21 protein-coding genes and 2 pseudogenes are annotated in these 24,593 nt (G+C 38.0%); 6 read left to right on the plus strand and 17 right to left on the minus strand.

Annotated features, from left to right (window positions below; translation table 11 throughout):
- Positions 1-114 precede the first annotated feature (114 nt).
- From pyc to LFLEISCH_RS02835, 3 genes and pseudogenes are all read right to left on the minus strand, one after another.
- Positions 115-3,554, minus strand: a pseudogene (gene pyc, locus LFLEISCH_RS02825) (pyruvate carboxylase).
- A gap of 253 nt (positions 3,555-3,807) precedes the next feature.
- Positions 3,808-4,968 carry a putative lipid II flippase FtsW gene (gene ftsW / locus LFLEISCH_RS02830; RefSeq protein WP_040504739.1) on the minus strand — a complete coding sequence of 387 codons (1,161 nt, stop codon included), beginning with the start codon at positions 4,966-4,968 and terminating at the stop codon, positions 3,808-3,810.
- 149 nt (positions 4,969-5,117) lie between these two features.
- The gene (locus LFLEISCH_RS02835) at positions 5,118-5,396 is read right to left on the minus strand and encodes an Fpa/YlaN family protein (protein ID WP_007472751.1); all 279 of its coding nucleotides are present in this window, start codon (positions 5,394-5,396) and stop codon (positions 5,118-5,120) included.
- A 159-nt stretch (positions 5,397-5,555) separates the two neighbouring features.
- Between LFLEISCH_RS02835 and LFLEISCH_RS02840 the strand changes: the two genes are divergently transcribed.
- Positions 5,556-5,789, plus strand: a complete 234-nt coding sequence (locus tag LFLEISCH_RS02840) for a YlaI family protein (protein WP_007472752.1) — start codon at positions 5,556-5,558, stop codon at positions 5,787-5,789.
- Positions 5,790-5,833: 44 nt separating this feature from the next.
- On the opposite strand, the gene LFLEISCH_RS02845 is transcribed toward LFLEISCH_RS02840, so the two are convergent.
- A complete protein-coding gene (locus LFLEISCH_RS02845) occupies positions 5,834-6,712 on the minus strand; it encodes a DUF5068 domain-containing protein (RefSeq protein ID WP_007472754.1) in 879 nt (292 codons plus the stop codon).
- A gap of 114 nt (positions 6,713-6,826) precedes the next feature.
- Positions 6,827-7,660 (minus strand): SDR family oxidoreductase, encoded by an 834-nt coding sequence (locus tag LFLEISCH_RS02850; RefSeq protein ID WP_007472756.1) that lies wholly within the window; start codon positions 7,658-7,660, stop codon positions 6,827-6,829.
- Positions 7,661-7,752: 92 nt separating this feature from the next.
- On the opposite strand from LFLEISCH_RS02850, the gene LFLEISCH_RS02855 reads away from it, so the two are divergent.
- Positions 7,753-8,115 carry a MerR family transcriptional regulator gene (locus LFLEISCH_RS02855; RefSeq protein WP_007472758.1) on the plus strand — a complete coding sequence of 121 codons (363 nt, stop codon included), beginning with the start codon at positions 7,753-7,755 and terminating at the stop codon, positions 8,113-8,115.
- A 50-nt stretch (positions 8,116-8,165) separates the two neighbouring features.
- Here LFLEISCH_RS02855 and typA read toward each other — a convergent pair.
- Together typA and LFLEISCH_RS02865 are read right to left on the minus strand one after the other, a co-directional pair.
- Positions 8,166-10,005, minus strand: a pseudogene (gene typA, locus LFLEISCH_RS02860) (translational GTPase TypA).
- Positions 10,006-10,297: 292 nt separating this feature from the next.
- Positions 10,298-11,074, minus strand: coding sequence for an inositol monophosphatase family protein (locus LFLEISCH_RS02865; protein ID WP_007472764.1), 777 nt, complete (start codon positions 11,072-11,074; stop codon positions 10,298-10,300).
- 126 nt (positions 11,075-11,200) lie between these two features.
- Here LFLEISCH_RS02865 and LFLEISCH_RS02870 point away from each other — a divergent pair, with 126 nt between their 5' ends.
- Both LFLEISCH_RS02870 and LFLEISCH_RS02875 read left to right on the plus strand, forming a co-directional pair.
- Entirely contained in the window at positions 11,201-11,812 is a 612-nt protein-coding gene (locus LFLEISCH_RS02870) for a YktB family protein (RefSeq protein ID WP_007472766.1), read from the plus strand.
- 211 nt (positions 11,813-12,023) lie between these two features.
- Complete coding sequence (locus LFLEISCH_RS02875; RefSeq protein ID WP_007472768.1) at positions 12,024-12,968, plus strand: magnesium transporter CorA family protein; 945 nt, start codon at positions 12,024-12,026, stop codon at positions 12,966-12,968.
- 68 nt (positions 12,969-13,036) lie between these two features.
- Here LFLEISCH_RS02875 and LFLEISCH_RS02880 read toward each other — a convergent pair whose 3' ends face one another.
- The 10 genes from LFLEISCH_RS02880 to pdhA all read right to left on the minus strand — a co-directional run bounded on the left by LFLEISCH_RS02880 (position 13,037) and on the right by pdhA (position 22,230).
- Positions 13,037-14,554 carry a flotillin family protein gene (locus LFLEISCH_RS02880; protein WP_040504742.1) on the minus strand — a complete coding sequence of 506 codons (1,518 nt, stop codon included), beginning with the start codon at positions 14,552-14,554 and terminating at the stop codon, positions 13,037-13,039.
- 45 nt (positions 14,555-14,599) lie between these two features.
- Positions 14,600-15,142 (minus strand): NfeD family protein, encoded by a 543-nt coding sequence (locus LFLEISCH_RS02885; protein WP_007472771.1) that lies wholly within the window; start codon positions 15,140-15,142, stop codon positions 14,600-14,602.
- A gap of 144 nt (positions 15,143-15,286) precedes the next feature.
- Positions 15,287-15,820, minus strand: coding sequence for a DsbA family protein (locus LFLEISCH_RS02890; RefSeq protein ID WP_007472773.1), 534 nt, complete (start codon positions 15,818-15,820; stop codon positions 15,287-15,289).
- 16 nt (positions 15,821-15,836) lie between these two features.
- Positions 15,837-16,109 (minus strand): UPF0223 family protein, encoded by a 273-nt coding sequence (locus LFLEISCH_RS02895; protein ID WP_007472775.1) that lies wholly within the window; start codon positions 16,107-16,109, stop codon positions 15,837-15,839.
- Between the two features lie 134 nt (positions 16,110-16,243).
- A complete protein-coding gene (locus LFLEISCH_RS02900) occupies positions 16,244-16,534 on the minus strand; it encodes a hypothetical protein (RefSeq protein ID WP_007472777.1) in 291 nt (96 codons plus the stop codon).
- 64 nt (positions 16,535-16,598) lie between these two features.
- Positions 16,599-16,919: a hypothetical protein gene (locus LFLEISCH_RS02905; RefSeq protein ID WP_007472780.1), complete on the minus strand. Its 321-nt coding sequence runs from the start codon at positions 16,917-16,919 to the stop codon at positions 16,599-16,601.
- A 112-nt stretch (positions 16,920-17,031) separates the two neighbouring features.
- Positions 17,032-18,435: a dihydrolipoyl dehydrogenase gene (gene lpdA, locus LFLEISCH_RS02910; protein WP_007472782.1), complete on the minus strand. Its 1,404-nt coding sequence runs from the start codon at positions 18,433-18,435 to the stop codon at positions 17,032-17,034.
- A 4-nt stretch (positions 18,436-18,439) separates the two neighbouring features.
- Positions 18,440-20,053, minus strand: a complete 1,614-nt coding sequence (locus LFLEISCH_RS02915) for a dihydrolipoyllysine-residue acetyltransferase (protein ID WP_007472784.1) — start codon at positions 20,051-20,053, stop codon at positions 18,440-18,442.
- An 81-nt stretch (positions 20,054-20,134) separates the two neighbouring features.
- On the minus strand, positions 20,135-21,112 hold the full coding sequence (locus LFLEISCH_RS02920) for an alpha-ketoacid dehydrogenase subunit beta (RefSeq protein WP_007472786.1): 978 nt from the start codon (positions 21,110-21,112) through the stop codon (positions 20,135-20,137).
- Between the two features lie 2 nt (positions 21,113-21,114).
- Entirely contained in the window at positions 21,115-22,230 is a 1,116-nt protein-coding gene (pdhA, locus tag LFLEISCH_RS02925) for a pyruvate dehydrogenase (acetyl-transferring) E1 component subunit alpha (RefSeq protein WP_007472787.1), read from the minus strand.
- 763 nt (positions 22,231-22,993) lie between these two features.
- Here pdhA and def point away from each other — a divergent pair.
- Both def and LFLEISCH_RS02935 read left to right on the plus strand, forming a co-directional pair.
- Complete coding sequence (gene def, locus LFLEISCH_RS02930) at positions 22,994-23,545, plus strand: peptide deformylase (RefSeq protein ID WP_007472789.1); 552 nt, start codon at positions 22,994-22,996, stop codon at positions 23,543-23,545.
- A 49-nt stretch (positions 23,546-23,594) separates the two neighbouring features.
- Complete coding sequence (locus LFLEISCH_RS02935; protein WP_007472792.1) at positions 23,595-24,593, plus strand: ThiF family adenylyltransferase; 999 nt, start codon at positions 23,595-23,597, stop codon at positions 24,591-24,593.

Genomic DNA, 24,593 nt, shown 5'->3' on the forward strand with positions numbered 1-24,593 from the left:
AGGTGGAATAACCGCCTTATGTTAAGTTACCTTAAAATGTAATATTTGTAAAGTCATTTCAAGCTTTTTTCATAAAAAAACGGACATGGCGAACCATGCCCGTAGAGATGTGTTTTAAATGCGTGCGACTTCCATTAGCAAGTCTCCAGACTCAATTGTATCACCGTCAGAAACAAAAATCGTGTTGACTTCCCCGTCAAATGGCGCCTGAATCGTTGTTTCCATCTTCATAGCTTCGGTAATAAGAAGCGCGTCGCCTTTTTTCACTTTTTGTCCTTTTGATGCTACAACTTGAATCACGGATCCGGTCATTGTAGCACCGACATGTTCCGGATTTGTTGTATCAATTTTACGTCTTGCTACTACAGTGGATTGAACATTGAAATCTTGAACATTGATTTCGCGTGGTTGACCATTTAGTTCAAAATAAATCACACGCGTTCCGTCCGCAATTGGTTCTCCAATTGAATTTAATTTAATTAAGAGAATTTTACCTTTTTCAAGTTCCACTTGGATAGTTTCACCTAGACGCATACCTTTATAAAACGTCGGCGTATCTAAAACTGTCACATTCCCGTACTTATCAATCATTTGTTGATAGTCAAGGAACACTTTTGGATAAAGAATATAGGCCATAACGTCGCGTCTGATGGCTCATACCCTATTTTTTCTTGTAATTCTTCTTTTACTTTGGCAAAATCAACAGGTTCCATAAGCGCGCCAGGACGGTCCGTTAATGGTTTCTGACCTTTTAAAACGAGCTTTTGTAGCTTCTCTGGGAACCCGCCATATGGCTGGCCAATTTCACCACGGAAAAATTCAATAACAGAATCAGGAAAGTCAATTGTATCCCCTTTTTCATAAACAAGTTCTTCCGTTAAGTCGTTTTGTACCATAAAGAGCGCCATATCGCCTACTACTTTTGAAGAAGGCGTTACTTTTACAATATCACCAAACATTTGATTGACAGTCGAGTACATTTCTTTTACTTCATCGAAACGATCACCCAGGCCAACTGCTGTAGCTTGTTGCTGCAAATTCGTATATTGACCACCTGGCATTTCGTGCACATATACTTCTGTTTGCGGCGAATTTAAGGCATTATCAAAGTCTTTATAATATTTACGAACATCTTCCCAGTAATGGTTCAAAATCTGCGAATTATGCGCATTTAGATTCGTCTGACGTTTTCCATTAACAAGGCCGTAATATAGACCTGTCATGCTTGGTTGACTTGTAGCACCACTCATAGCGCTTGAGGCCACATCCACAATATCAACGCCTGCACTCACAGCTGCTGCATATGTGTAAATACCATTTCCACTTGTATCATGGGTATGCAAATGAATTGGCACATCTACGGTATCTTTTAACTCGTTAATTAAACGATACGCAGCTTGCGGTTTTAAAAGGCCTGCCATATCTTTAATACCTAAAATATGTGTCCCTTGGGCTACTAATTCTTTTGCCATGTCTTTATAGTAATCAATTGTATATTTCGTGCGTGTCTCATCGTCAATGTCACCTGTATAACAAATAGTTGCTTCGACAATTTTACCTGTATCACGAACGGCTTCAATGGATGTTTCCATACCTTTAATCCAGTTTAAACTATCAAATACGCGGAAAACGTCGATGCCGGATTGGGCTGAAAGTTTAACAAATTCGCGAATAACATTATCCGGATAGTTTTTATAACCTACGCCGTTTGCACCACGTAATAACATTTGGAACATGACATTTGGGATTTGCTTACGAAGCGTTTCAAGGCGTTCCCAAGGGTCTTCATTTAGGAAACGATAAGCCACATCAAATGTAGCCCCGCCCCACATTTCAAATGAGAACATATTTGGCAACAGGTGCGCCATGGCATCTGCAATTTGATAAATATCTTTTGAGCGAACACGTGTCGCAAGGAGCGATTGATGCGCATCACGCAGTGTGGTGTCTGTTAGTAAAACTCCATCTTGTGACTTCACAAAATCCACAACGCCTTCTGGTCCTTTGGCTTCTAAAATCTGTTTCGTACCTGGCTCAATTTTTTGACCGTAAGGGATTTTAGGTACACGTGGTTCATTATATACAGGTTTTTCACCGTGTTTAATTCCCGGAAAGCCGTTCACGGTTACGTTACTAATATAACGCAGGGTTTTTGTCCCGCGGTCACGTACGTGTGGGAATTTAAATAACTCTGGTGTTGAATCAATAAACGAGGTATTATAATTTCCGCTAATAAAGTCTGGGTGACGAACAACATTTAGTAGAAATGGAATGTTCGTTTTGACGCCCCGAATACGGAACTCAACAAGGTTACGAACCATTTTTCTAAGCGCTTGTTCAAATGTCATTCCCCATGTTGAAAGTTTAACGAGTAAGGAATCATAGAACGGTGTTACGACTGTCCCTTGGAAACCATTTCCTGCATCAAGTCGTACGCCAAAGCCACCTGTTGAACGATACGTATTAATTCGTCCAGTATCTGGCATAAAGTTATTTAACGGATCTTCGGTTGTGATACGACATTGAATCGCAGAACCTTGAATACGAATATCTGCTTGTTGCGGGATAGCCACGAGTTGATCGTGCATGGAATAACCATCTGCAATAAATAATTGAGACTGGACAATATCAATCCCTGTAATCATTTCTGTAATGGTATGTTCCACTTGAACGCGGGGATTTACTTCAATAAAGTAAAACTCTTCCCCTTCTACTAAAAATTCAACTGTGCCTGCATTTAAGTAATCCACATTTTTCATTAATTTTACAGCTGCCGCACAAATGCGCTCACGTAGTTCAGAGGTAATCGCATTACACGGTGCCACTTCAACAACTTTTTGATGACGTCGTTGTACCGAGCAATCACGTTCAAATAAATGAACAATGTTGCCATGTGAGTCCCCTAAAATTTGGACTTCAATATGTTTAGGATTCATCACGCATTTTTCGACATAAACTTCATCGTTACCAAAAGCTGCCTTCGCTTCTGAAGCTGCACGCTCAAAAGCTTCTTTTACGTGTTCTTCGGACGGAACAACACGCATTCCACGTCCGCCGCCGCCTAAGGAAGCTTTAATCATTAACGGATAACCATTTTTCTTACCAAATTCAATTACATCATCAATCCCTGAAACGGGGCCGTTACTTCCTGGAATAACTGGAATATCTGCTAAAAGTGCTTGTTCTTTCGCTTTAATTTTATCTCCAAACATATCAAGATGTTTCGACTTAGGTCCAACAAAAATAATGCCTTCTTGCTCACATCTACGAGCAAATTCAATATTTTCAGATAGGAAACCATAGCCTGGGTGAATGGCATCAACGTCTGCTTCTTTTGCAACTTCGATAATATTTTCGATATCTAAGTAAGCATCAATTGGTTTTTTTCCTTCTCCAACAAGATATGCCTCGTCCGCCTTGTATCTATGAAATGCTCCCGTATCTTCTTGAGAATAAATTGCGACTGTCTTGATTCTGAGTTCAGTACATGCGCGTAACACACGAATGGCAATTTCGCCACGGTTTGCTACTAATACTTTTTTAATATTATTCATTTTTCTCCTCCTAACCAACACTCTACCTTTTAGCACAAAATAAGCTATTAACCGTTTGAACTATCTAACCTTTTTTACGGCTATAAAGCTTTTTTCTTTTACATATTCTGTATTTTAAAAAGCGGTATATAAACTCAATTATAGTATTAAACCCTATCAGATGTAAATTACTTTCTCCTAATTATTTGCAAGCTTATAGAGAAAAACGGATATTTAGCCAAAAAAAAGATAAAACATTCGCTTGTTTTATCTTTTAATTCGTTTCTTTTTTACCATATTTTCGTTGATAATTGGTAAACATGCCAACATTCGCCACAATTCCAATTAAAATGGACATGACCATAAGTGAAGATCCACCATAGCTTATAAATGGTAATGTAACACCAGTTATTGGAATGACACCTGTTGCACCGCCTAAATTAATGAAAGATTGAATACCAATCAGTCCGGCAATTCCGTAACAAAGAAGTGCACCAAAAGGATTGTTCGCCCGAAGTCCTGTTAGAATGATTTTAAAAATAAGGAAGAATAATCCTAAAATAACAACTAAGACTCCAAAAATGCCTAATTCCTCAGCAATAACAGCAATAATGAAATCCGTATGCGCTTCTGGCAAATATCCAAGTTTTTGAACGCTTTGTCCTAAACCTTGACCAAAAACACCGCCAGAGCCAATCGCAAAGAATGAATTAACGAGTTGATGCCCTGTATTTCCTCGGTCTGTAAATGGATTTAAAAAGCCTGTAATTCTTCCCATTCGAGTTGGTGAAATAATTTGCTTCTGTAAATCATCTGGTAAGATAAGTACAATGAGCGCTAGGATAATAATAATTCCCAGACCTAATCCGATCAGCTTTAAAATCGTTTTAAGTCGCATGCCAGAACAAATGATAATACAGCAACCTGTCATAAAGATGATAAAAGCAGAACCGATATCCGGTTGAATGGCGATTAAAAAACATACTACCGCAAGAAAGAAAATAGGAGGCAAAACGCCACGGTTAAAATCATCAATATATTTTTGTTTTTTCGCATAAATCGCAGCCAAATAAATAATAACTGATATTTTTACAAACTCCGCTGGCTGAAGCGAGGCTGCTCCAAAACGGAACCAACTTTGCGCATTATTTGCGGTATGCCCCATGGCAAAAATTAGCAATAGAAGTAAGACAGAACCAAACATCATGGGCATTAAAAATTTATTATTTTGATAAACTCGGTATGGAAAAAGAGCGAATAGTCCAAAACAAATTAAACTAATGACCAAATTTTTAACTTGCCTCATATAAAAGAAATCAGCAGGTAAATCTTGTCGATATGCAAGTGACCAACTTGCACTATATACCATAATAAGCCCAAATAAACATAAAATGAGATATACGGCTATTAATGAATAATCATACGATTTTAAAATTTTTTTTCAGCATATTCCTCTTCCAATCTTTGTTGCGCTTTTAAAGCGTCCTGTTAACATTATAAAGAAAAAGCTCGCCTCTTGCAAAACAATCAAATGACAAAATGAAAAAAAAGCGCCTACAAATTTTGTAGACCCTTTTTCAAACATTACTGCTTGTTCATCGACAGTTCATGCAATGTAGATAATTCTTTTTCTAACGTTGCAAGAAGACGCTTTCCTTCTTCCATTTCAATTAAGCCGAGTCTAGTTGCAAAATTAATTTCACGGGATAAACCGTACATTTGTGTATCTAATACTTCTTCATACGCTGGACACTGTGGCAAAGTTAAATTATCCATCTGAACTTTAATCAGTTGCAAAATCCGACGTGCATCTTCTTTAAGTAGCAAAACAGCCTCATCTCGGTGGCTTTTGTTTTCAGTCATCACAGCGACCCTCCCTCTCATGCGTGTTCTAGACGCAGCATATTCTTAACAAATTAAGTATAGCACAAAATACGCATACTGCAAACGGTTTATATAAAAATCTACACTTCCCAATTTCCTTGTAAAACATGCTATAATAAAAATACGAGGTGATTTTTCATGAAAGCAACATGTATTTTATGTGACCGGACAGATGAGTTAGATAGACGCGAATTTAAGACGAAGCAACTGCGAAATAAACCCATTCGTATGTATATTTGTAAAGAATGTGACCACCGGGTTGCGATTCATACAATGGAACGTATCAATTCTGGTAAATTTAAATTTAACAAACCGTTTAATAAACCACTTAGTGTGTTAAAACGCGAGATTTTAGAACGTGAATCAAATTAAAAAAGGTGTGTAACGCGATTTAAATTGACGTTACACACCTTTTTTTAGTTTAAGCTTAAAGAAGAAATAGCCGCATCGTTTTTTGGTACACTAGCATCAAATTTACTTGGGCTTGGGACTGCAATACTTGGTTTTGCTTTAAAATCTTCATATTTTGCATCATCCATCATATACGTAATATATCCTTCTACCGTTTTGCCAGGACTAAATACATAAGAATCGGCCGTGCTGCCTGTTAAATGATAATTAGAAGGCACAAAGTTATCTAGGCTTCCGCCTGTACTTTTACTTGCTCCAACTAAACTAATTTCTTCGGCTTTATACATAATGTTTTTTGTTGTTTCATTAAAAATAGAAACATCTAGTGTTACAACGTACCCTCCGTTTTGCATATAGCTTTCCGGTGAATAAACATCGATTTCTTTTGTTGGATTTTGAACACGTTCAACTTTATATTGATTAACTCGGATTACAAGCGAATTAAAATCTTTGATAAAGGAAGGATTGTAGTTCCCTGAAACGTTTTCTACCTGACCTCCTGTTACTGGAAGAACATTCGATGTTTGAAATGTTGCCTTACTAATTTGCGGCCCTGCAATGGTTTTTACCGCAGGTTTAGCCGGTTCAGTTGCTTTTTTGCTAGGCGCTTCTGCCTGACTTTGTTTTTCATCAGAAGCAGGTTTTTCAGTTTCTGTTTTTTCTTCTTTATTTTCAGAAGTTGTATTTGCATTTTCATCTTTTGGCTCTGATTTTGCTTCTTCTTTCTTGGACTCCTCTTCTTTAGAACTTTCCTTTTTCTTTGTTGATTCTTGTTTATCGTTTGTTTTTGCTTTATCTGAATCAGAATTTGCTGAATCTGCTCCACAAGCTGCAGCTAAAACTGCAATACTTATAATGATTAAACTTACCAACCACTTTTTCATGACAAACACACTCCTTTCTTCTCTTACTATAGCAAAAAAATAGAAATATTACAAATTCATTACAATGAGAACATCCTTTTTCTACACAAAAAAAATAGCCCTAAGACTATTCTTTTATTTAAAATAATGCCCTTGTTGCATATCTATAAGAAGGCTTCTTTCTTTCGGACCCCAACCTAAACTTCTGGAAAGTTCAGTTGTTTCAGGTGCTACACTTGGCAAGTCTAAAGCAACTAATTCGCCCAAAAAGCCAAACAGTTCCTTTGCTTCCTTATTTGTCACACTTTTGGTTGGGATATTTAGCTGATTACCAATTGTGGTTGCAATATCAATAAAAGGAATACCTTCCTCTGCTCGTCCGCTTAAAAATGAACCAGCCTCCGCATTCAGTACGGCAAGTCGATATAAATTAGCTGCATCAAGCCTATGAACAGCTGGCCATCTATTTTCTCCCTTACCAACAAAAGCCGCGTAGTTTGTTTTTTTAGCTATCTGAATAAGTGTAGGAATAAATCCATGAATATCTTCGTTACCATGTACGGTTGGAGGTAAGCTCACAACTGCTGACCTTACGCCCGTAAGTGCAAACAAAGCGTCAATGGATTTGTCTCCATTTACATGGTTTGTGATAACAAATGGTTTATTTGTTTTTTCTAAAGCTTTTCCCATTTTTCGGATAAATTCCAAGTCGATACGAAGCGAACGTTCCATATCCGTTATACCATTCATAAAAGCTAAATGAATCACACCATCTACGCTTTTAGCTAATTGGGACAAGTCCGTTAAATCAGTTAATTCTCCTCTATAAACCTCTGCTCCGTTCTTCTGAAGTAGTTGTTCACTTTCTTTGGAACGTGCTAAACCAATTACTTCATGATCATTTGCTATTAAATTTTGAACAACTGCTGAGCCAATGTTTCCTGTACCACCTGTAACAAAAATTTTCATCAAAGTCATCTCCTCAAGTTTTAAATGTGCTATACTAGATGAGTATAAACCTTATAGTTAACTTTAATGCAAGTGTTTGAAAGGAAAAAAATATGAAAATTCAAGATTTATCTCAAAAAACTGATCTCCAAACCTACACCATCCGCTATTATGAAAAAGAAGGACTCCTAGGCCATCAACATGTCACGCGAGAGCGAAATAATTATCGCAACTACTCAGAAAGCGCGATTGATCGTTTAAAACTGATTAAAAAATTTCAAAAAGTAGGCTATTCTCTCACTGAGATTAAAGAAATTCTTAGCGATGTTGACCAAAATTCAGTTGATAATCAAGAAGCTATCGACCGAATCGCAAATAAAATTCAAGATATTGAAGCTAAAAAACAGGAATATGAACAGATGCTTGTGATGCTAAACGCGATGTTAACCTATCGATTATCTTTAGACGAAAATTAAAAATCCCCTTATCTTTCTATATTAAATAGAAAGATAAGGGGATTTATTATTTATTCAGCGCTCTTTGCACGTTTTGCAGCTTTTTCACGCTCATTTTTATTTAAGATTTTCTTACGCAAGCGTACGCTTTCTGGCGTTACCTCACAGTATTCGTCGTCATTTAAGAATTCAAGTGATTCCTCGAGTGACATTTGGCGAGGTTTTTTGATTGACATTCGTTTGATCTTTTGTTGCAGAACGAATGTTAGTCATTTGCTTCGCTTTCGTTACGTTTACAGCAATGTCATTTTCACGGCTGTTTTCACCAACAATCATACCTTCGTAAATCTCAGTACCAGGCTCAACGAAAATAGTACCACGGTCCTCAACTTGCATAATACCATAAGTCGTTGCTTTTCCAGTTTCCATAGATACAAGCGCGCCATTACGGCGGCCACCGACACGACCTGATTGCATAGGCTCATAAGCTAGGAAAGTATGGTTAATAATTCCGTAACCACGCGTCATCGATAAGAAATCTGTTGTATAACCGATTAATCCACGTGCTGGAACTTTAAATTGCAAACGGACTTGGCCGTTTCCATCATTAATCATATTTTGCATTTCGCCTTTACGTTGGCTGATAGATTCAATAACAGCACCCATAAATTCTTCAGGTGTATCAATTTGAACATCTTCAACTGGCTCACATTTTACGCCTTCTACTTCACGGATAATAACTTCTGGTTTAGAAACTTGAAGCTCATAACCCTCACGACGCATTGTTTCAATTAAAATCGACAAGTGGAGCTCACCACGACCGGAAACCGTCCACGCATCTGGTGAACTTGTTGGTTCTACGCGAAGTGAAACGTCAGTCTGAAGCTCGGCCATTAACCGCTCCTCAATTTTACGGCTAGTCACATGTTTTCCTTCACGACCAGCAAAAGGGCTATTATTGGTTACAAAAGTCATTTGTAGGGTTGGCTCATCGATTCGTAATACTGGAAGCGCATCTTGTTCATCAAACGGTGTTACAGTCTCCCCAACGAAAATATCTTCCATTCCGGATAAGGCAACAAGGTCGCCTGCTTTTGCTTCTTTAATTTCTTCACGTTTTAAACCGAAGAAACCGAACATTTTAGTGACACGGAATTGTTTTACAGAACCATCCAGTTTCATGAGGGCAACGGTTTGACCAACATGCATGGTACCGCGGAAAATACGACCAATTCCAATACGACCCACATAGTCATTATAGTCTAAAAGAGAAACTTGGAATTGAAGCGGCTCGTCACTATTATCAATTGGTGCAGGAATGTGTTCAACAATTGTGTCCAAAAGCGGAGCCATTGTTTTTTCTTGTTTAGATGGATCTGAATCCTCACTTGAAGTCCCGTTAATAGCAGAAGCATAAATAACCGGGAATTCTAGTTGGTCATCATTCGCGCCTAGTTCAATGAAAAGTTCTAAAACTTCATCTACAACTTCTTCTGGACGCGCAAAATCACGGTCTATTTTATTCACAACAACGATTGGTGTTAGGTTTTGCTCTAATGCTTTTTTTAGCACAAAACGCGTTTGAGGCATTGTACCTTCGTAAGCATCGACAACTAGAAGAACACCATCTACCATTTTCATGATTCGTTCTACTTCACCACCAAAGTCGGCGTGTCCAGGTGTATCCATAATGTTGACACGGATACCTTTATAATTAATCGCAGTATTTTTGGCTAAAATCGTGATACCGCGTTCGCGTTCAATATCGTTTGAATCCATCGCACGTTCATCTACATGTTCATTTTCACGGAACGTACCGGATTGTTTTAATAGTTCATCCACGAGTGTTGTTTTACCATGGTCAACGTGGGCAATAATCGCAATATTACGAATGTCTTCTCTTAAATTCACTAGTTTGTTTCCTCCTAAAAATCGGGTTTCAATTTGCTTTTTTAGAACGAAATGCGCATGATTCCCGCCTGATTTTCCTGCTAACGAGCCAAATAAAAAGGAAAATAAATTATTTTCCTCGGAAGCAGTAAAATTAAACTTACGAAGTACAAAGCGTACGACGTGTAAACAGATGAGTCATCAGTAAAACCGACTTTAAATGCCTTATCTGAACATTTCGTATAAATCAACTTACCTATTATAGCACATCTTTCTTCACTTGACACCCTTTTGTTTTCAGAAAACGAAATTTTTATCGTAAATAATTTTGCATAAGTTCCTTGTGAACATGTGGTAATGCAACAATGGAGGACCCTTTTTCTAACATATTCATTTGACTCCCATCAAGGCGGGTCACGATACAACCTAACTCCTCAGCAATAATTTTTCCTGCTGCAACGTCCCAAGGCGCGAGATTTGCCGACATATAAGCACCAGCGCGCCCCGTTGCTACATACATATATTCTAAAGAAGCAGCTCCGTATAAACGTAGCCCGCGTGATTCTTTTATCGCTTCAAACAAGCGTTCGTTTATACGAATAGCACTCAAATTAGCGATGAGTAAGTGATCAGAAATGGCCGCATCTGAACTTACTTTTGGTAGCTTTCTCTCATTTAGATAAGCTCCAAACCCTTTTTCACATGTGTAAATATCGCCTTTTTCGACTTCATAAATTGCGCCGTAAACACCTATACCATCCACATATAAGGCAACCGAAATAGCAAAATTCTTTTGTTGTGCGACAAAATTAAGCGTGCCATCAATTGGATCGACAATCCAAACAGGCCCGTCAAGCGTATCAATTTCTGCCGCCATCCCTTCTTCTCCAAAAATACGATGTGTGGGAAATTTTTCTCCTACTCTTTGAACAAAAAGCGTTTCGATTTGCTTATCAATATTCGTGACTAAATCATTTCGATCTGATTTTGTTTCAATCGTTAAGTTTTTTTGAAAAGAAGCAATGATTTCTGCCCCTGCTTCCTCGAAAAAAGCGGCAACAAATTGTTTTTCCTTAGCTAAACGGCTCATTTTGACAGCTCCTTTTATTATAATGGTTTTATTTTAGCATATGGTGAAAAGAAAGCAAGTTGCTTTCAGAGGATACTTTTCTTCCGTATAATAGATAGTAACAAATGATTTTTGGAGGTTTTACCTATGACAAACGGCTTTACAAAAAAGGATTTTAAGGCAATGCGCACGAAAGGATTAGAAAATCGCATGGAGGCCATCCAAACGCAAATTCAGCCAAAATTTAAAGCGCTTGGTGAAGAACTTACGCAATTTTTAAGTATGGAACTTCATACAGAAATGTATTTACATATTGCACGACATGCCAGGCGTTCTGTTAATCCGCCAGATAGTACGTGGTTTGCCATTTGCGATGACAAGCGCGGCTATAAGAAGCATCCGCATTTTCAAGTAGGCTTATATGGAGATTACTTATTTATTTGGCTGGCTTTTATTTATGAAAATGAAGATCGGGATCAAATCGCAAGCCGCTTTTTGGAAAATCAGGCGATGTTTGATGCGCTTCCAACTGATTTTTCCATCTCGAAAGATCATACCGTTAGCACAACATTCGCTTTAGACAGCAAGGAGCTTTTGGGGACTTTAAAACGTTTTCGCGATGTTAAAAAAGGCGAGTTTTTAGTGGGAAAAGTCTACTCGGAAGATTCGGCGTTGCTGCGCTCCGAGAAAGCACTTCTCAAAGAAGCTGAGACCGTCTTTCGTGAGCTTTTGCCGCTTTATCAACTTGCAATAAAATAAACATGTACAAATACGGCTAAACTCGTTATAATAGTGAGGTTGTGAGTATTTGTCTTTCTGAAAGGGAGTGAATTGTCGTGAAAAAACAAAATCGAAAGCCTAGCGAGCCTGATCCACATCGAAGTATACATGCGCAGGTCTATTTTGCTGAAGACAATTCCTTCATTTTTTGCAAAACGCCTGCTCTAGTCCAAAAAGAGGAGGGTTCTTGATGCACCAAATTTTTAAATCTGATGAAGATGGCAAGTTAATGGAACTGGAAGTGGCGGAACGCAATTCATGGATTAACATTGTGGCGCCAACTTCTGAAGAAATTAACCAAGTTGCCGAAAATTATAATATTCCTTTAGAGTTTCTAGAAGATCCACTGGATAAAGATGAAAGTGCGCGGATTGAACGCGATGATGATACGGAAGCCGTTTTAATTATTTGTGACTTTCCGGTTGTGGATGAGGATGATATTCACTATGCTTCTTTTGAAACCATTCCAATGGGGATTATTTTAACCAAAGATCATTTTATTACAATTTGTACGATTGATTCTTCTATTATACAGTCCTTTATAAAACGCCGTATTAAAGGCTTTTATACGCATATGAAAACTCGTTTTGCTTTGCAAATTCTTTATATGATTTCTACGCAATTTTTGCGCCACTTAAAGCGCTTAAATCGCCAGACAGATGAAATTGAAAAAGAATTACATGAGTCCATGAAAAATAAGCAGCTTTATGATTTAATGGGGATAGAAAAAAGTTTAGTCTATTTCGTTACTGCTCTTAAATCTAATAAGCTTGTTTTAGATAAAATGATGCGCCAACATATTGTCAAAATGTATGAGGAAGATCAAGATTTACTTGAAGATGTTATTATTGAAAACCGTCAAGGGATTGAAATGGCGGAAGTTCATTCGAATATTTTAAGTGGGATGATGGATGCCTATGCATCGATTATCTCTAACAATATGAATATTGTCATGAAATTTTTAACGTCCTTTACCATCATTTTAACGATTCCAACAATGGTATTTAGTTTTTACGGTATGAACGTTGAACTGCCTTTTATGGGAATGCCGCTCGCTTGGATTTTGACATTAGGGATTTCATTTGGTATCGCCGGAGTTTTAGCGCTTGTTTTTTGGCGTAGGAAGTTTTTTTAAAACGTATGAGATACAAAAAGGATGGCCAGTTGGCCATCCTTTTTATTTTACCCCAAAAGGCATGTTTTTTATTCTACTTCTGTTTTTATCGTTTTGGTTAAATCATCCACGCTGTTTTTAATATTTCCTTTGCCAGAGAAATTTTCTAATAATTCCCGGATGTCTAGGCCTGTCGTGGCTTTTAAGCTTTCTTGTGCGGTTGCCATTAAATTGGTCGCATAAGCGCTCACTTTATTTGCCCCACCATTTGCCGAATTACTTCCTGTATCAACAACCGTGATGGTATCGATATGGCTCATCGGTTCTGCGACTTGTTTGGCGTATTCAGGTAGCATCGTTACAATCATATCAAGCATGGCCGCTTGACCATATAAATCATAAGCTTCCGCTATCTTACGTTTAGCCTCAGCTTCCGCCAAACCTCTCAAACGAATAACTTCCGCAGCCGCTGTTCCTTGCGCTTGTTCTGCTTCGGCTTTTGCGATACCTTGGACGCGAACTTGTTCAGCCTCCGCTTTAGCCTTCGTTTCGATACGATATTGATTGGCTTCGGCTTCGGCAAATTCCTGGCTTTTCCGTGCTGCTGCTTGTTGCTCAATAGCATAACGATCAGCATCTGCCTTTTTCTTCACTTCTGCATCGTATTGACGTTCGCGGCGCTGTATTTCACGCTCTTCTAGCTCAATTTGTTTTTGACGCTCAATGATTTGAATTTGCATTTGCTGTTCGATAACTTCTTGCTTCGCTCGAGCGCTTTCAAGGTCATAAGCTTGGTCGGCATTTGCTTTTGCTGTTTCTTGTTCACGACGATATTCCGCTACTTTTAATTGATTTTGCTTCTCTGCCTCGGCGATTTCTGTTTTACGTTCAAGTTCAGAACGGGTCGCATCTTTTTCCGCTTCTGCTCGTTTGACACGTGTTTCTTTACTTGCCTCTGCCTCCGCTACATCTGCATCACGCTTCACTTGCGCAATACGCGGTTTACCAAGCGCATCTAAATATCCATTATTATCGCGAACCTCTTTTAATGTAAAGGACACAATAATGAATCCCATTTTAGCTAAATCTTGTGCGGCAACGCCTTGTACTTCTTGAGAAAATTTATCACGATTTTTATAAATTTCTTCCACAGTCATGGACCCTAAAATGGCACGGAGATGCCCCTCCACTACTTCAATCGCCTCGGATTCACGCTCTTCACTTGTCTTCCCTAAAAATTGTTCAGCCGCTGTTGCAATCTCTGAGATAGAGCCCCCAATTTTAATAATCGCGGTACCATCAGCCATCACTGGAACACCTTGCTCTGTATAAATTTCGGGTGTTCGGACATCTAATTTACTCGATAGTAAGCTTATGGGACGGGATTGTTGAAAAACAGGCATCACAAACGTACCCCCGCCGCGGACAATCTTCACTTTTTTGCCGCCTTCATCAACAAACACATTTTTACGTCCTAAGTAACTCCCAGAAACAATTAGCGCTTCATCTGGTCCAACTGTTTTGTACTTCGTAACAAACACGACTAAAAATAAAATAAGTACCACAACTGCAATGATTAAAACAAATGTAATTCCTCCGGTTAACATATTCAAACTTTACAGCCTCCCTATTATGTAGTAACTAATGTGTCCTTAAGCTAAAAAAGAAGTATACGGCGAAACCACAATATACGCATCTGTCGCATCAATAATAATGACAGTTGCTCCTAGTGAAATAGGCTCATTATGATTTGATTTAGCAGCTTTTGCCACTTTTCCAGCATTCATCTCAATTAACACCTCGCCAAAACCATCGATTGGAATAGGTGTAATCACTACACCCGTTTTCCCTTCTAAATCTTTTGTCGCATATGCTATGGAATCGCTTGTCCTAGATAGTGGTAAAAGTATTCCAAAATAGAGAATAAATGCAAAAATTAAACCAAAAATCACTGAGCCAATTAAAACATTAATACTTGAAAGTGACGTATATTTTTCACCTAAAAAACCAGCTAAAGAAAAAGCACCTAGAAAATATAAAAATACGGATCCAGGTACTGGCAATAAATCTAAAGAAAAACTAATAATGCTGACTGAAAAAATAAGTGCAGATAATACATCAATGACAATTAAAATACCTATAATAATAAGTATATAGTAATAAACGGTCTCTATCGGGATGCCAAAAATCGTCATGATTGCCCCTCCTATTACTTCTTTCTGAACAATTAGTCATAATCCCATATTACCAGAAACTAAGATGGCAATCAATCCTCTATCTAAGAGAGCACGTCCTAAAAAAAAGAAGCAAGTATTATACTCACTTCTAACTCAAAAGTTTTATTTGGCAAATTCTTCATTTAATAATACTTCAAGTTCTTCTGGTGTAATGTGTTCATCAAATATATGATCCCCCACAATAACTGTCGGGACGAAAACAACATTCGCAACATTCGCTTCTTTAATAATCGCTTCCGTCGCATGTTGGTTATCTTGCTCTTTTAAATTCAATTCTTTTTCCATATACGCCCCGACATCATTAAGCGGTAAATGTCCCCACTCATCTTGTGTCGCATAAATTTTATCAATTACTTCTAACGTTTCAAACGGCGTATCATAATTTAAATAGCGGTGTGCCACATTGCCAGGCAAAAGGGACTCTTTTTCTTTATCAAAAGGTTTAATAATCAGTTCAATTTTACCATCTTCAATAAATCGATTTAGCACTTCTCGTGATTCAGTGTGCCACTTGCGGCAGTATGGACAACGTAAATTGACAAACGTCATCACCTTCACTTTCGCATTTTTTGATTCGGCAATATGAATTCCTTCAACAGGTTTTACTTCATTTGCTTTAATTTGACTAATATCCATTTCCATTCCTCCTACATTACGGCTTCATTTTAATCGTGCTTGTTGTAGCATTTTTTAACATTTTCATGACTTGGTACGGCGAATAGCCACTCGCGTCCTCAAACTCTCTACCCAGGCGCTTCTCTTCCCCAATGGAAGGTACAACCACTTTAAAAGCCCGATATGCTTCCTTAATTTCAGAGGTGCTTACTCCTTTTTCATAAGCTTTCTCAATCATTTCAAAATAATGGATAACAGTTGTGATTTCATCTTTTGACCAGTCCATATCAATCGGATAACTATAATTCATTTTTGTCACCCCTTTATCCTGAATAAAATTTAAGATGTTCCATTCGAATTTAATGTCTCTAGCTCTATTTTATCATGCTATTTCCTAAGTTTAAAATGAATTGTTTACAAAAAAAAGACGCAACAAAGGCATCTTTAACGTTCTTGTTCTTTTTTTCGCTTTAATAAATTGGTCATAACAATAAAATAAGCGGGTAAAAGATAGCTCACAATAATTAAAAGGATAATTTCGATAACCGATTTTTGAATATAACCATTTGTCAATTTAATAAAACCTGTAATCGGCGTTTCCAAAATTTTAAAAACCGCCTGAAATCCCCCTGTATCATGCATATGTTCAATAAACCCGATTACAAATGCAATTATCGTCAGTAAAAAACAAATTCCTGATACGATATATGAAAACCAAAATAAGCCTTTTTTCATCTCTCCACCTTACTCTCTTGTTCGAAGTTTAAACTTCTGTCTAAATAATAAAAGTTTTTGTCATTTAATAACTATGAGATTCTACATGTTTTTGTCTATAAGAAATTTTTGCAAAATGCATACCTACAAAGAAGAGTGCTGGAAGAATAAAATTCAAAATAAACACCACAACATATCGTAAAGCAATGCTTGCGATTGGTATTGCTACAACTGGATTTGTAAATGGTGTTGCAAGAATACGTAACACCGCTTTATATCCATCTGTATCATGCATATGATGAACAAAACCAATACCAAACTGCACAAAAGTATCCACTGTACAAATACCTGCAATAATCATCAGCAAAATAAAAAGAAATTGTGGAATGTGCCAATGTTTTCCCATTTTTACACCTGAATTCTTCATTTTTATTTGTGAAATATTTCTCTTTTGTCGCTATCTAAATTTTAACATATAAAATACGCTGTCTACAAATGTAAACAGCGTATTTTTTTTATTAAATATGAATGGGATGTCCTAAAGCAAGTTCTGCTGCTTCCATTGTAAGCTCACCTAGAGAAGGATGGGCATGAATAGTAAGCGCAATATCTTCAGCTGTTACGCCCGTTTCAATCGCAAGACCGATTTCAGAAATAATATCTGAAGCATTCATTCCAGCCACTTGCGCACCTAACACAAGACCATCTTCTTTGCGTGTAACTAGACGAACGAAACCTTCTGGAGCGTCAAGAGAGAGCGCACGACCATTTCCGCCGAATGGGAATTTCGATGCTTTCACATCAATTCCTTTTTCTTTTGCTTCTTTCTCAGTTAATCCAACCGTTGCTAGTTCTGGATCACTAAATACGACCGCTGGAAGTACTGTATAATCATTTTCGGATTTTTCTCCAGCAATAGCTTCTGCCGCAACTTTTGCTTCATAGCTCGCTTTATGTGCTAAAGGAACGCCTGGAACGATATCCCCAATTGCATAGACATTAGGAAGATTTGTACGTCCTTGTTTGTCTACTTCAATTAAACCACGTTCAGAAACTTTAACGCCTAGTTGCTCAAGACCGATATCATCTGTATTTGGACGACGCCCAACAGTTACTAGAACATAATCAGCTTCGATTGTATTTGTTTCCCCATTTGCTTCATAAGTGACTTTCACACCATTTTCAGTTTCTTCAGCTGATTTCGCAAGGGCTTTTGTTACAATCTCAACATTTTTGCTCTTTAAGCTACGTTTAACAAGAGACACCATATCTTTTTCATATGTCGGTAAGATTTCTGGGCCACCTTCTAAAATCGTTAACTCTGTACCCAAGTTAGCAAATGCGCCACCAAGTTCAGTTCCGATGTACCCACCGCCAATAACAACAAGTTTTTTAGGTACTTCTTGAAGGGCAAGTGCACCTGTTGAACTTAAAACACGTTTGCCATATTTGAAACCAGGAATTTCAATTGGACGTGAACCTGTTGCAATAATAACGTTATTAAACGTATAAGTTTGAGCGGAATCAGGGTGAATAACACGTAATGAATGTTCATCAACGAAGAAAGCTTCCCCTTCAAGCATCTCAACTTTATTCTTTTTAAGAAGACCACGAACGCCTGTAGTTAACTTGTTTACTACTCCGCCCTTCCATTCTTGTGCTTTTGTAAAATCAAGGTTCACATCTTTCGCTGTAATTCCCATGTTATCAGAATGACTAGCTTCTTTAAAACGGTGACCAATTGTAATTAAGGCTTTAGAAGGAATACATCCAACATTTAAGCATACACCGCCAAAATATTCTTTCTCAATAATTGTAACTTTTTGTCCAAGTTGCGCTGCACGAATGGCCGCAACATATCCACCAGGGCCTGCACCAATTACGATCGTATCTCTTTCTTCTGGAAAATCTCCTACTACCATTATTTTACGCCTCCATTAGTAATAATTCTGGATCATTTAATAAACGTTTAATATTGTTCATTGCTTTTTGCGCTGTTGCACCATCAATAACACGGTGATCAAAGCTTAAAGATAAAGCAAGAACAGGAGCGGCAACAATTTCACCATCTTTAACGATAGCTTTCTCAGCAATACGTCCTACACCTAAAATAGCAACTTCAGGGTAGTTGATTACAGGGGTAAACCACTGACCACCAGCAGAACCGATATTTGAAATTGTGGCAGAACCATGACGCATTTCGTCTGCAGTTAATTTACCATCACGTGCTTTTCCAGCTAATTCATTAATCTCACCGGAAATAGAGAAGATAGATTTTGTATCTGCATTTTTAATAACTGGTACATACAAACCATGGTCTGTATCTGCTGCAATACCAACATTATAATAATGTTTATAGATAAGTTCTTCTGTTGCATCATCCATTGTTGTATTAAGAACAGGGAACTCTTTTAATGTCGCAACTAGTGCTTTCACCATATAAGGTAAGAAAGTAAGCTTGATACCTTTATCCGCCGCAACTTCTTTGAAACGTTTTCTATGTGCCATAAGAGCAGAAACTTCGATTTCATCCATTAAAGTTACGTGCGGCGCTGTATGTTTCGAATTCACCATAGCCTTAGCAATTGCGCGACGAGTTGGTGTCAGTTTTTCACGTGTTTCAGGATAAGCATCACCAGCCGCAGGAATTGGTTTTGGAGCTACTTTTTCTGCTTTTTCTTTAGCAGGTGCTGCTGTTTCAGTAGATTCTGCTGCTTGTTTTGGAGCATCTCCATTTAGATACGCCTCAATATCTTGTTTTAAGATACGATTGTTTTTGCCACTACCCGCTACAAGACGAATATCCACACCTTTTTCACGTGCATATTTACGTACAGACGGCATTGCAATCACAAGACCATTTGGATCTTTTTCAGCAGAAGGTGTGCCATTTCCGCCGCTAACAGGAGCTTCTTTAATTTGTTTTTCTTCTACTTTAGCTGTTTCAGCAGGAGATTCTGGGGTGGAGGAATGATCCGCGCTACCTTCAAAATCACCCGTAAATGTAATAAGTACTTGACCAACTGTTGCAACAGTTCCTTCTCCTACTAAAATATCTTTAACGGTACCATCTACTGGAGATGTAATTTCTTCCACTGATTTATCATTTTGCACTTCAAAAATCGCTTGGTCTTCTTCTACCTTATCTCCTGATTTGACGAACCATTTTACGATTTCGCCTTCATGGATACCTTCACCGATATCTGGTAATTTAAATTCGAATACACCAGAACCCGTAGCCGCTTTCTCAGGAGCTTTTGTTTCTTCTTTTACTTCTTCTGCCGCATCGTCTTCGTGACCTTCTACGCCATCAAAAGTAATTAAAACTTGACCTACAGTTGCTACTTCACCTTCAGCTACTTTAATTTCTTTTACTGTACCTGTTACGGGAGAAGTGATTTCTTCCACTGATTTGTCATTTTGTACTTCAAATAGAGATTCGTCTTCTTCAATTTTATCGCCTGGTTTTACGAACCATTTTACGATTTCGCCTTCATGGATACCTTCACCGATATCCGGTAATTTAAATGAATATGCCATTATCTATTAAGCCTCCTGTTTTTATTCAAACTTTTATAAAATGTTACGCAGCCAAAACGGCCACGTAACGTATGCTTTTTATTAGAAAGCTAAAACTTCTTTAACACGTTCTACAACATCATTGTGGTTTGGTAACCAAACTGTTTCTGCTTGTGAGAACGGGAATACACTGTCAGGTGCAGTTACACGCATAACAGGTGCTTCAAGAGAAAGAATTGCACGGTCATTAATTTCAGCGATTACATTTGCTGCTACTCCACCTTGTTTTTGTGCTTCTTGAACGACAACAACACGGTTAGTTTTCTTGACAGATGCAACAATTGTATCTGTGTCAATTGGGCTGATTGTACGTAAATCAATTACCTCAGCAGATACGCCTTCTTTTTCCAAAGCTTCAGCTGCTTTTATTGATTCTTGAACCATAGCACCATAAGCGATAATCGTAACGTCAGTACCTTCACGGCGGACAGCTGCTTTACCAATTTCAACTGTATATTCGCCTTCTGGAACTTCTTCACGGAATGAACGGTATAATTTCATATGTTCTAAGAAAATAACCGGGTCATTGTCGCGAATCGCAGAGATCAGTAATCCTTTTGCGTCATAAGGGGTGGACGGAATAACAACTTTTAGCCCCGGGGACTGTGCCATTAAGCCTTCCAAGTTATCAGCATGAAGTTCAGGTGTGTGTACACCCCCGCCAAACGGGGCGCGAATTGTGATTGGGGCAGTACGAGTGCCACCAGTACGGTAACGCATACGTGCCATTTGTGCAACCACAGAGTCCATCACTTCAAATACGAAACCAAAGAATTGAATTTCAGGCACTGGACGATAACCTTCAAGTGCTAAACCAATTGAAAGACCACCGATACCGGATTCTGCAAGTGGTGTATCAAATACGCGGTCTTCGCCAAATTCATCTTGAAGTCCTTCTGTCGCACGGAAAACGCCGCCGTTTTTACCAACGTCTTCACCAAACACTAAGACGTTTTCGTCATTTTTAAGTTCAACTGCAAGCGCATCTGTAATCGCTTGAATCATTGTTTTTTGCGCCATGATTATTTCGACTCCTTCGCTTCATAAATTGCCAATTGCTCTTTTACATTGGCTGTTGGTGTTTCATACATATTTTTAAGAAGATCAGAAACTTTTTGTTTTGGAATCGCATCTGCTTCTTTAATTGCTTCTTTGATTTCTTCTTTCGCACGGTCAATAACTTCATTTTCTTTTTCTTCGTTCCAAAGCCCTTTACCTTCTAAGAAAGCACGGAAACGAACGATTGGATCTTTAAGTTCCCATTCTCCGTCAAGTTCTTTTGTACGGTAACGAGTTGGGTCATCACCAGAAAGTGTATGTGGACCATAACGATACGTCATTGTTTCAATAAGTGTTGGACCATCGCCAGCAACAGCACGTTCACGCGCAAATTTAGTCACTGCATAAACTGCTAGTGGATCCATTCCATCCACTTGAACACCTACAATACCTGCAGCAACTGCTTTTTGTGCAAGTGTTGGGGCAGCAGATTGTTTTTCACGAGGAGTAGAAATCGCAAACATATTATTTTGTACAACGAAAATAGCTGGAGCATGAAAGGCACCTGCAAAGTTCATTCCTTCATAGAAGTCCCCTTGTGATGAACCGCCATCACCTGTGTATGTGATAACCACATTATCTTTTTTACGTTTTTTAAGCCCTAAAGCAACACCAGCTGCTTGAACGATTTGCGCGCCAATGATGATTTGTGGGGATAGTACTTTTAAATCTTCTGGGAATTGATTCCCTACAAAATGCCCACGTGAGAAAAGGAAAGCTTTTGTTAACGGTAAGCCGTGCCAAATGAGTTGTGGCACATCACGATAACCTGGTAATACATAGTCTGATTTTTCAAGCGCATAATGGCTTGCTAATTGAGAAGCTTCTTGACCAGCTGTTGGGGCATAGAAACCTAAACGACCTTGACGGTTTAAAGAAATAGAACGTTGATCAAGTACTCGTGTCCAAACCATGCGTGTCATTAACTCAACAAGTTGCTCATCGGTTAAATCAGGCATTAAGTCCGGATTCACCACTTCTCCTTTTTCATTTAAAATTTGAACCATTTCAAATTGTTTCGAAACTGCATCAAACTGTTTCTTTACATCGATTATTGCCTTCTTTTCTTTAGAAGCCATTACGTATCTCTTCCTTTCGTTTAACAAAATAGTGGAGAAAATGAATGCGCCATCATTCAGAATCTCTGAAAGCTTCATTTCCTGAAAACCTGATTGTGTATGTACTGAAATGTAAACATGATAATATAGAAGAAATGATTCTATCTGTGAAGTTTAAACGTATGTCCTTACAGAATCTTTCCCCTTCTATCTCTCGATTGTCTGGTTGCTCATTTCCCTATTCCCTAAGCTTATTTTGCAAAACATCGCAAACCACTTAAGTATGTGAAAAAATCAGCACATTTTCACAAACAACCATTTACCTTTTTTAAATTCCAGATACTTTTTATTTTAAATCTGTTTCATTTTAAAAAGGGTATTTCAGTAATACACCAATCTTCTCCTTTAATTTACACTACAATTTATAGGAAGTCAATATAATGAGCTCTTATTTTATCATCGCTTTCAATAGCTTTATATCAGTTATTATTCGTTTATTATAACTGTATTAAAAATCCATAAGTACCAATTAGACTGTTATATAATATAGTGAAACAGCTAGTACCACTTTAATAACACACTTTTTCATATAAACAAAAGATAGTTTGTGAATTCACAAACTATAAAAAAATGAAATCAAAATTAAAAACGAATGTTATGACCATTAAATTAAATTTTATTCGGCTTTAATAAAAAATTAATTTAGTTCTTTCAATTTATTCCCATTTCCATCTATATTTGATAAAATAAAAAGTAGTAATGAATGAACAGGAGCGTCGATGAGATGATTTTAATGAAAGATATTGTTCGTGAGGGACATAAAGCGTTGCGTGAAGTGGCGCAAGAAGTCACTTTTCCCCTTTCTGATGAAGAAAAAGAATTGGGACAAGAAATGCTCACTTTTTTAAAAAACAGTCAAGATGAAGAAATAGCGGAAAAATATGGCCTTCGCGGAGGCGTTGGACTCGCTGCCCCACAACTTGCTGTTAGTAAACGGATTATTGCCATCCATATAGAAGATGAAAATGATAAACTTTACAGCTATGTACTATACAATCCGAAAATTAAAAGTTATTCGGTTCAAGAAGCTTGCCTAGCGGGCGGTGAAGGCTGTCTTTCTGTTGACCGTGAAGTTCCAGGTTATGTGGTTCGAAGCGAACGGATTACACTTTCGGCGTTTGATGAAAACGGCGCACCTATCAAGCTCCGTTTAAAAAATTACCCGGCTATTGTTGTGCAACATGAAATTGATCATTTAAATGGGATTATGTTTTTTGATCATATTAATAAAAATAATCCTTCTTATTTACCGCCAAACGTGGATGTGTTGGGTTAAGAAATAGAAAGATGCACTCTTTTGGTGCATCTTTTTTGGAGGTGTGCGTATGGAACGTTATGATAGACAAATGCGCGTTAAGGAAATTGGGCATGTTGGGCAGTCTAAAATAAGTGAAACGACGATTCTTATTGTGGGTGTGGGGGCAATTGGGAGTTATTCAGCTGAGATGCTTGCCCGGATGGGCTTTAAGAAAATTATTTTAATCGATCGCGATTTTGTAGAATGGTCGAATTTGCAACGTCAAACGCTTTTTACGGAGAAGGATGCGGAAGCTAGGTTACCTAAAGCGTACAGCGCTGCCTTAGCTTTAAACCAAATTAATCGTGATGTTTCGGTCGAGTATGTGGTGGATGATGCGAATAGCGAGACGCTTTCGCCTTATACGGATGTAGATTATGTTCTGGATTGTACGGATAATTTTGGGACGCGGCGATTTTTAAATGAGTGGTGTCGTGAAAATGAAATTCCTTGGATTTACACTTCTTGTGCGGGCACATATGCTGGGCTTTTACCGATTGATTCAAAAAATTCAGCTTGTCTTACTTGCCTGATTGGGGAGACTCCGCAAACGAATGAGGCGAGTTGCGATATTATTGGGGTTCACGGGGCTCTTGTTCCGATTGTTTCAGGTTTTCAAATCTCACTACTTGTGAAGATGATGTTAGATGAAAAATTTAGTTATAACACGTTTTATCAAATTGATAATTGGCAGCTATCGCTTCAAAAAATGGCGGTATTAAAGCTTCCAACTTGTCCGTCTTGTGGACTTCAGAAACAAACTGATCGTAGCTTTTCTACCCAGCCGGTTCTTCTTTGCGGGCGTAATACGATCCAATTTCAATTGGAAGGAAGAGGACCTGTTGATTTTGAGGCGATTTCAAAACGACTGTCGCGCGAAGAACTTTCTGTAAGGCGTAATGATTTTTTGATTTTCTTTGATTTTGATGGATATCAATTAACCGTTTTTAAAAACGGGCGCGTATTCATTCATGGCACAAGCGAATTAAATACGGCTAAAAAAGTCTATCACCATTTTTTTAACTAA

This window comes from Listeria fleischmannii subsp. fleischmannii LU2006-1 (assembly GCF_000344175.1).
Lineage (GTDB): Bacteria > Bacillota > Bacilli > Lactobacillales > Listeriaceae > Listeria > Listeria fleischmannii.

Bases quoted from the DNA above. Each gene is read 5' to 3' on its own strand.
- LFLEISCH_RS02835 (WP_007472751.1), bottom strand. From the start codon at position 5,396: ATGACTGAAAACAAAAGCCACCGAGATGAGGCTGTTTTGCTACTTAAA.
- LFLEISCH_RS02840 (WP_007472752.1), top strand. From the start codon at position 5,556: ATGAAAGCAACATGTATTTTATGTGACCGGACAGATGAGTTAGATAGA.
- LFLEISCH_RS02845 (WP_007472754.1), bottom strand. From the start codon at position 6,712: ATGAAAAAGTGGTTGGTAAGTTTAATCATTATAAGTATTGCAGTTTTA.
- LFLEISCH_RS02850 (WP_007472756.1), bottom strand. From the start codon at position 7,660: ATGAAAATTTTTGTTACAGGTGGTACAGGAAACATTGGCTCAGCAGTT.
- LFLEISCH_RS02855 (WP_007472758.1), top strand. From the start codon at position 7,753: ATGAAAATTCAAGATTTATCTCAAAAAACTGATCTCCAAACCTACACC.
- LFLEISCH_RS02865 (WP_007472764.1), bottom strand. From the start codon at position 11,074: ATGAGCCGTTTAGCTAAGGAAAAACAATTTGTTGCCGCTTTTTTCGAG.
- LFLEISCH_RS02870 (WP_007472766.1), top strand. From the start codon at position 11,201: ATGACAAACGGCTTTACAAAAAAGGATTTTAAGGCAATGCGCACGAAA.
- LFLEISCH_RS02875 (WP_007472768.1), top strand. From the start codon at position 12,024: ATGCACCAAATTTTTAAATCTGATGAAGATGGCAAGTTAATGGAACTG.
- LFLEISCH_RS02880 (WP_040504742.1), bottom strand. From the start codon at position 14,554: ATGTTAACCGGAGGAATTACATTTGTTTTAATCATTGCAGTTGTGGTA.
- LFLEISCH_RS02885 (WP_007472771.1), bottom strand. From the start codon at position 15,142: ATGACGATTTTTGGCATCCCGATAGAGACCGTTTATTACTATATACTT.
- LFLEISCH_RS02890 (WP_007472773.1), bottom strand. From the start codon at position 15,820: ATGGATATTAGTCAAATTAAAGCAAATGAAGTAAAACCTGTTGAAGGA.
- LFLEISCH_RS02895 (WP_007472775.1), bottom strand. From the start codon at position 16,109: ATGAATTATAGTTATCCGATTGATATGGACTGGTCAAAAGATGAAATC.
- LFLEISCH_RS02900 (WP_007472777.1), bottom strand. From the start codon at position 16,534: ATGAAAAAAGGCTTATTTTGGTTTTCATATATCGTATCAGGAATTTGT.
- LFLEISCH_RS02905 (WP_007472780.1), bottom strand. From the start codon at position 16,919: ATGGGAAAACATTGGCACATTCCACAATTTCTTTTTATTTTGCTGATG.
- lpdA (WP_007472782.1), bottom strand. From the start codon at position 18,435: ATGGTAGTAGGAGATTTTCCAGAAGAAAGAGATACGATCGTAATTGGT.
- LFLEISCH_RS02915 (WP_007472784.1), bottom strand. From the start codon at position 20,053: ATGGCATATTCATTTAAATTACCGGATATCGGTGAAGGTATCCATGAA.
- LFLEISCH_RS02920 (WP_007472786.1), bottom strand. From the start codon at position 21,112: ATGGCGCAAAAAACAATGATTCAAGCGATTACAGATGCGCTTGCAGTT.
- pdhA (WP_007472787.1), bottom strand. From the start codon at position 22,230: ATGGCTTCTAAAGAAAAGAAGGCAATAATCGATGTAAAGAAACAGTTT.
- def (WP_007472789.1), top strand. From the start codon at position 22,994: ATGATTTTAATGAAAGATATTGTTCGTGAGGGACATAAAGCGTTGCGT.
- LFLEISCH_RS02935 (WP_007472792.1), top strand. From the start codon at position 23,595: ATGGAACGTTATGATAGACAAATGCGCGTTAAGGAAATTGGGCATGTT.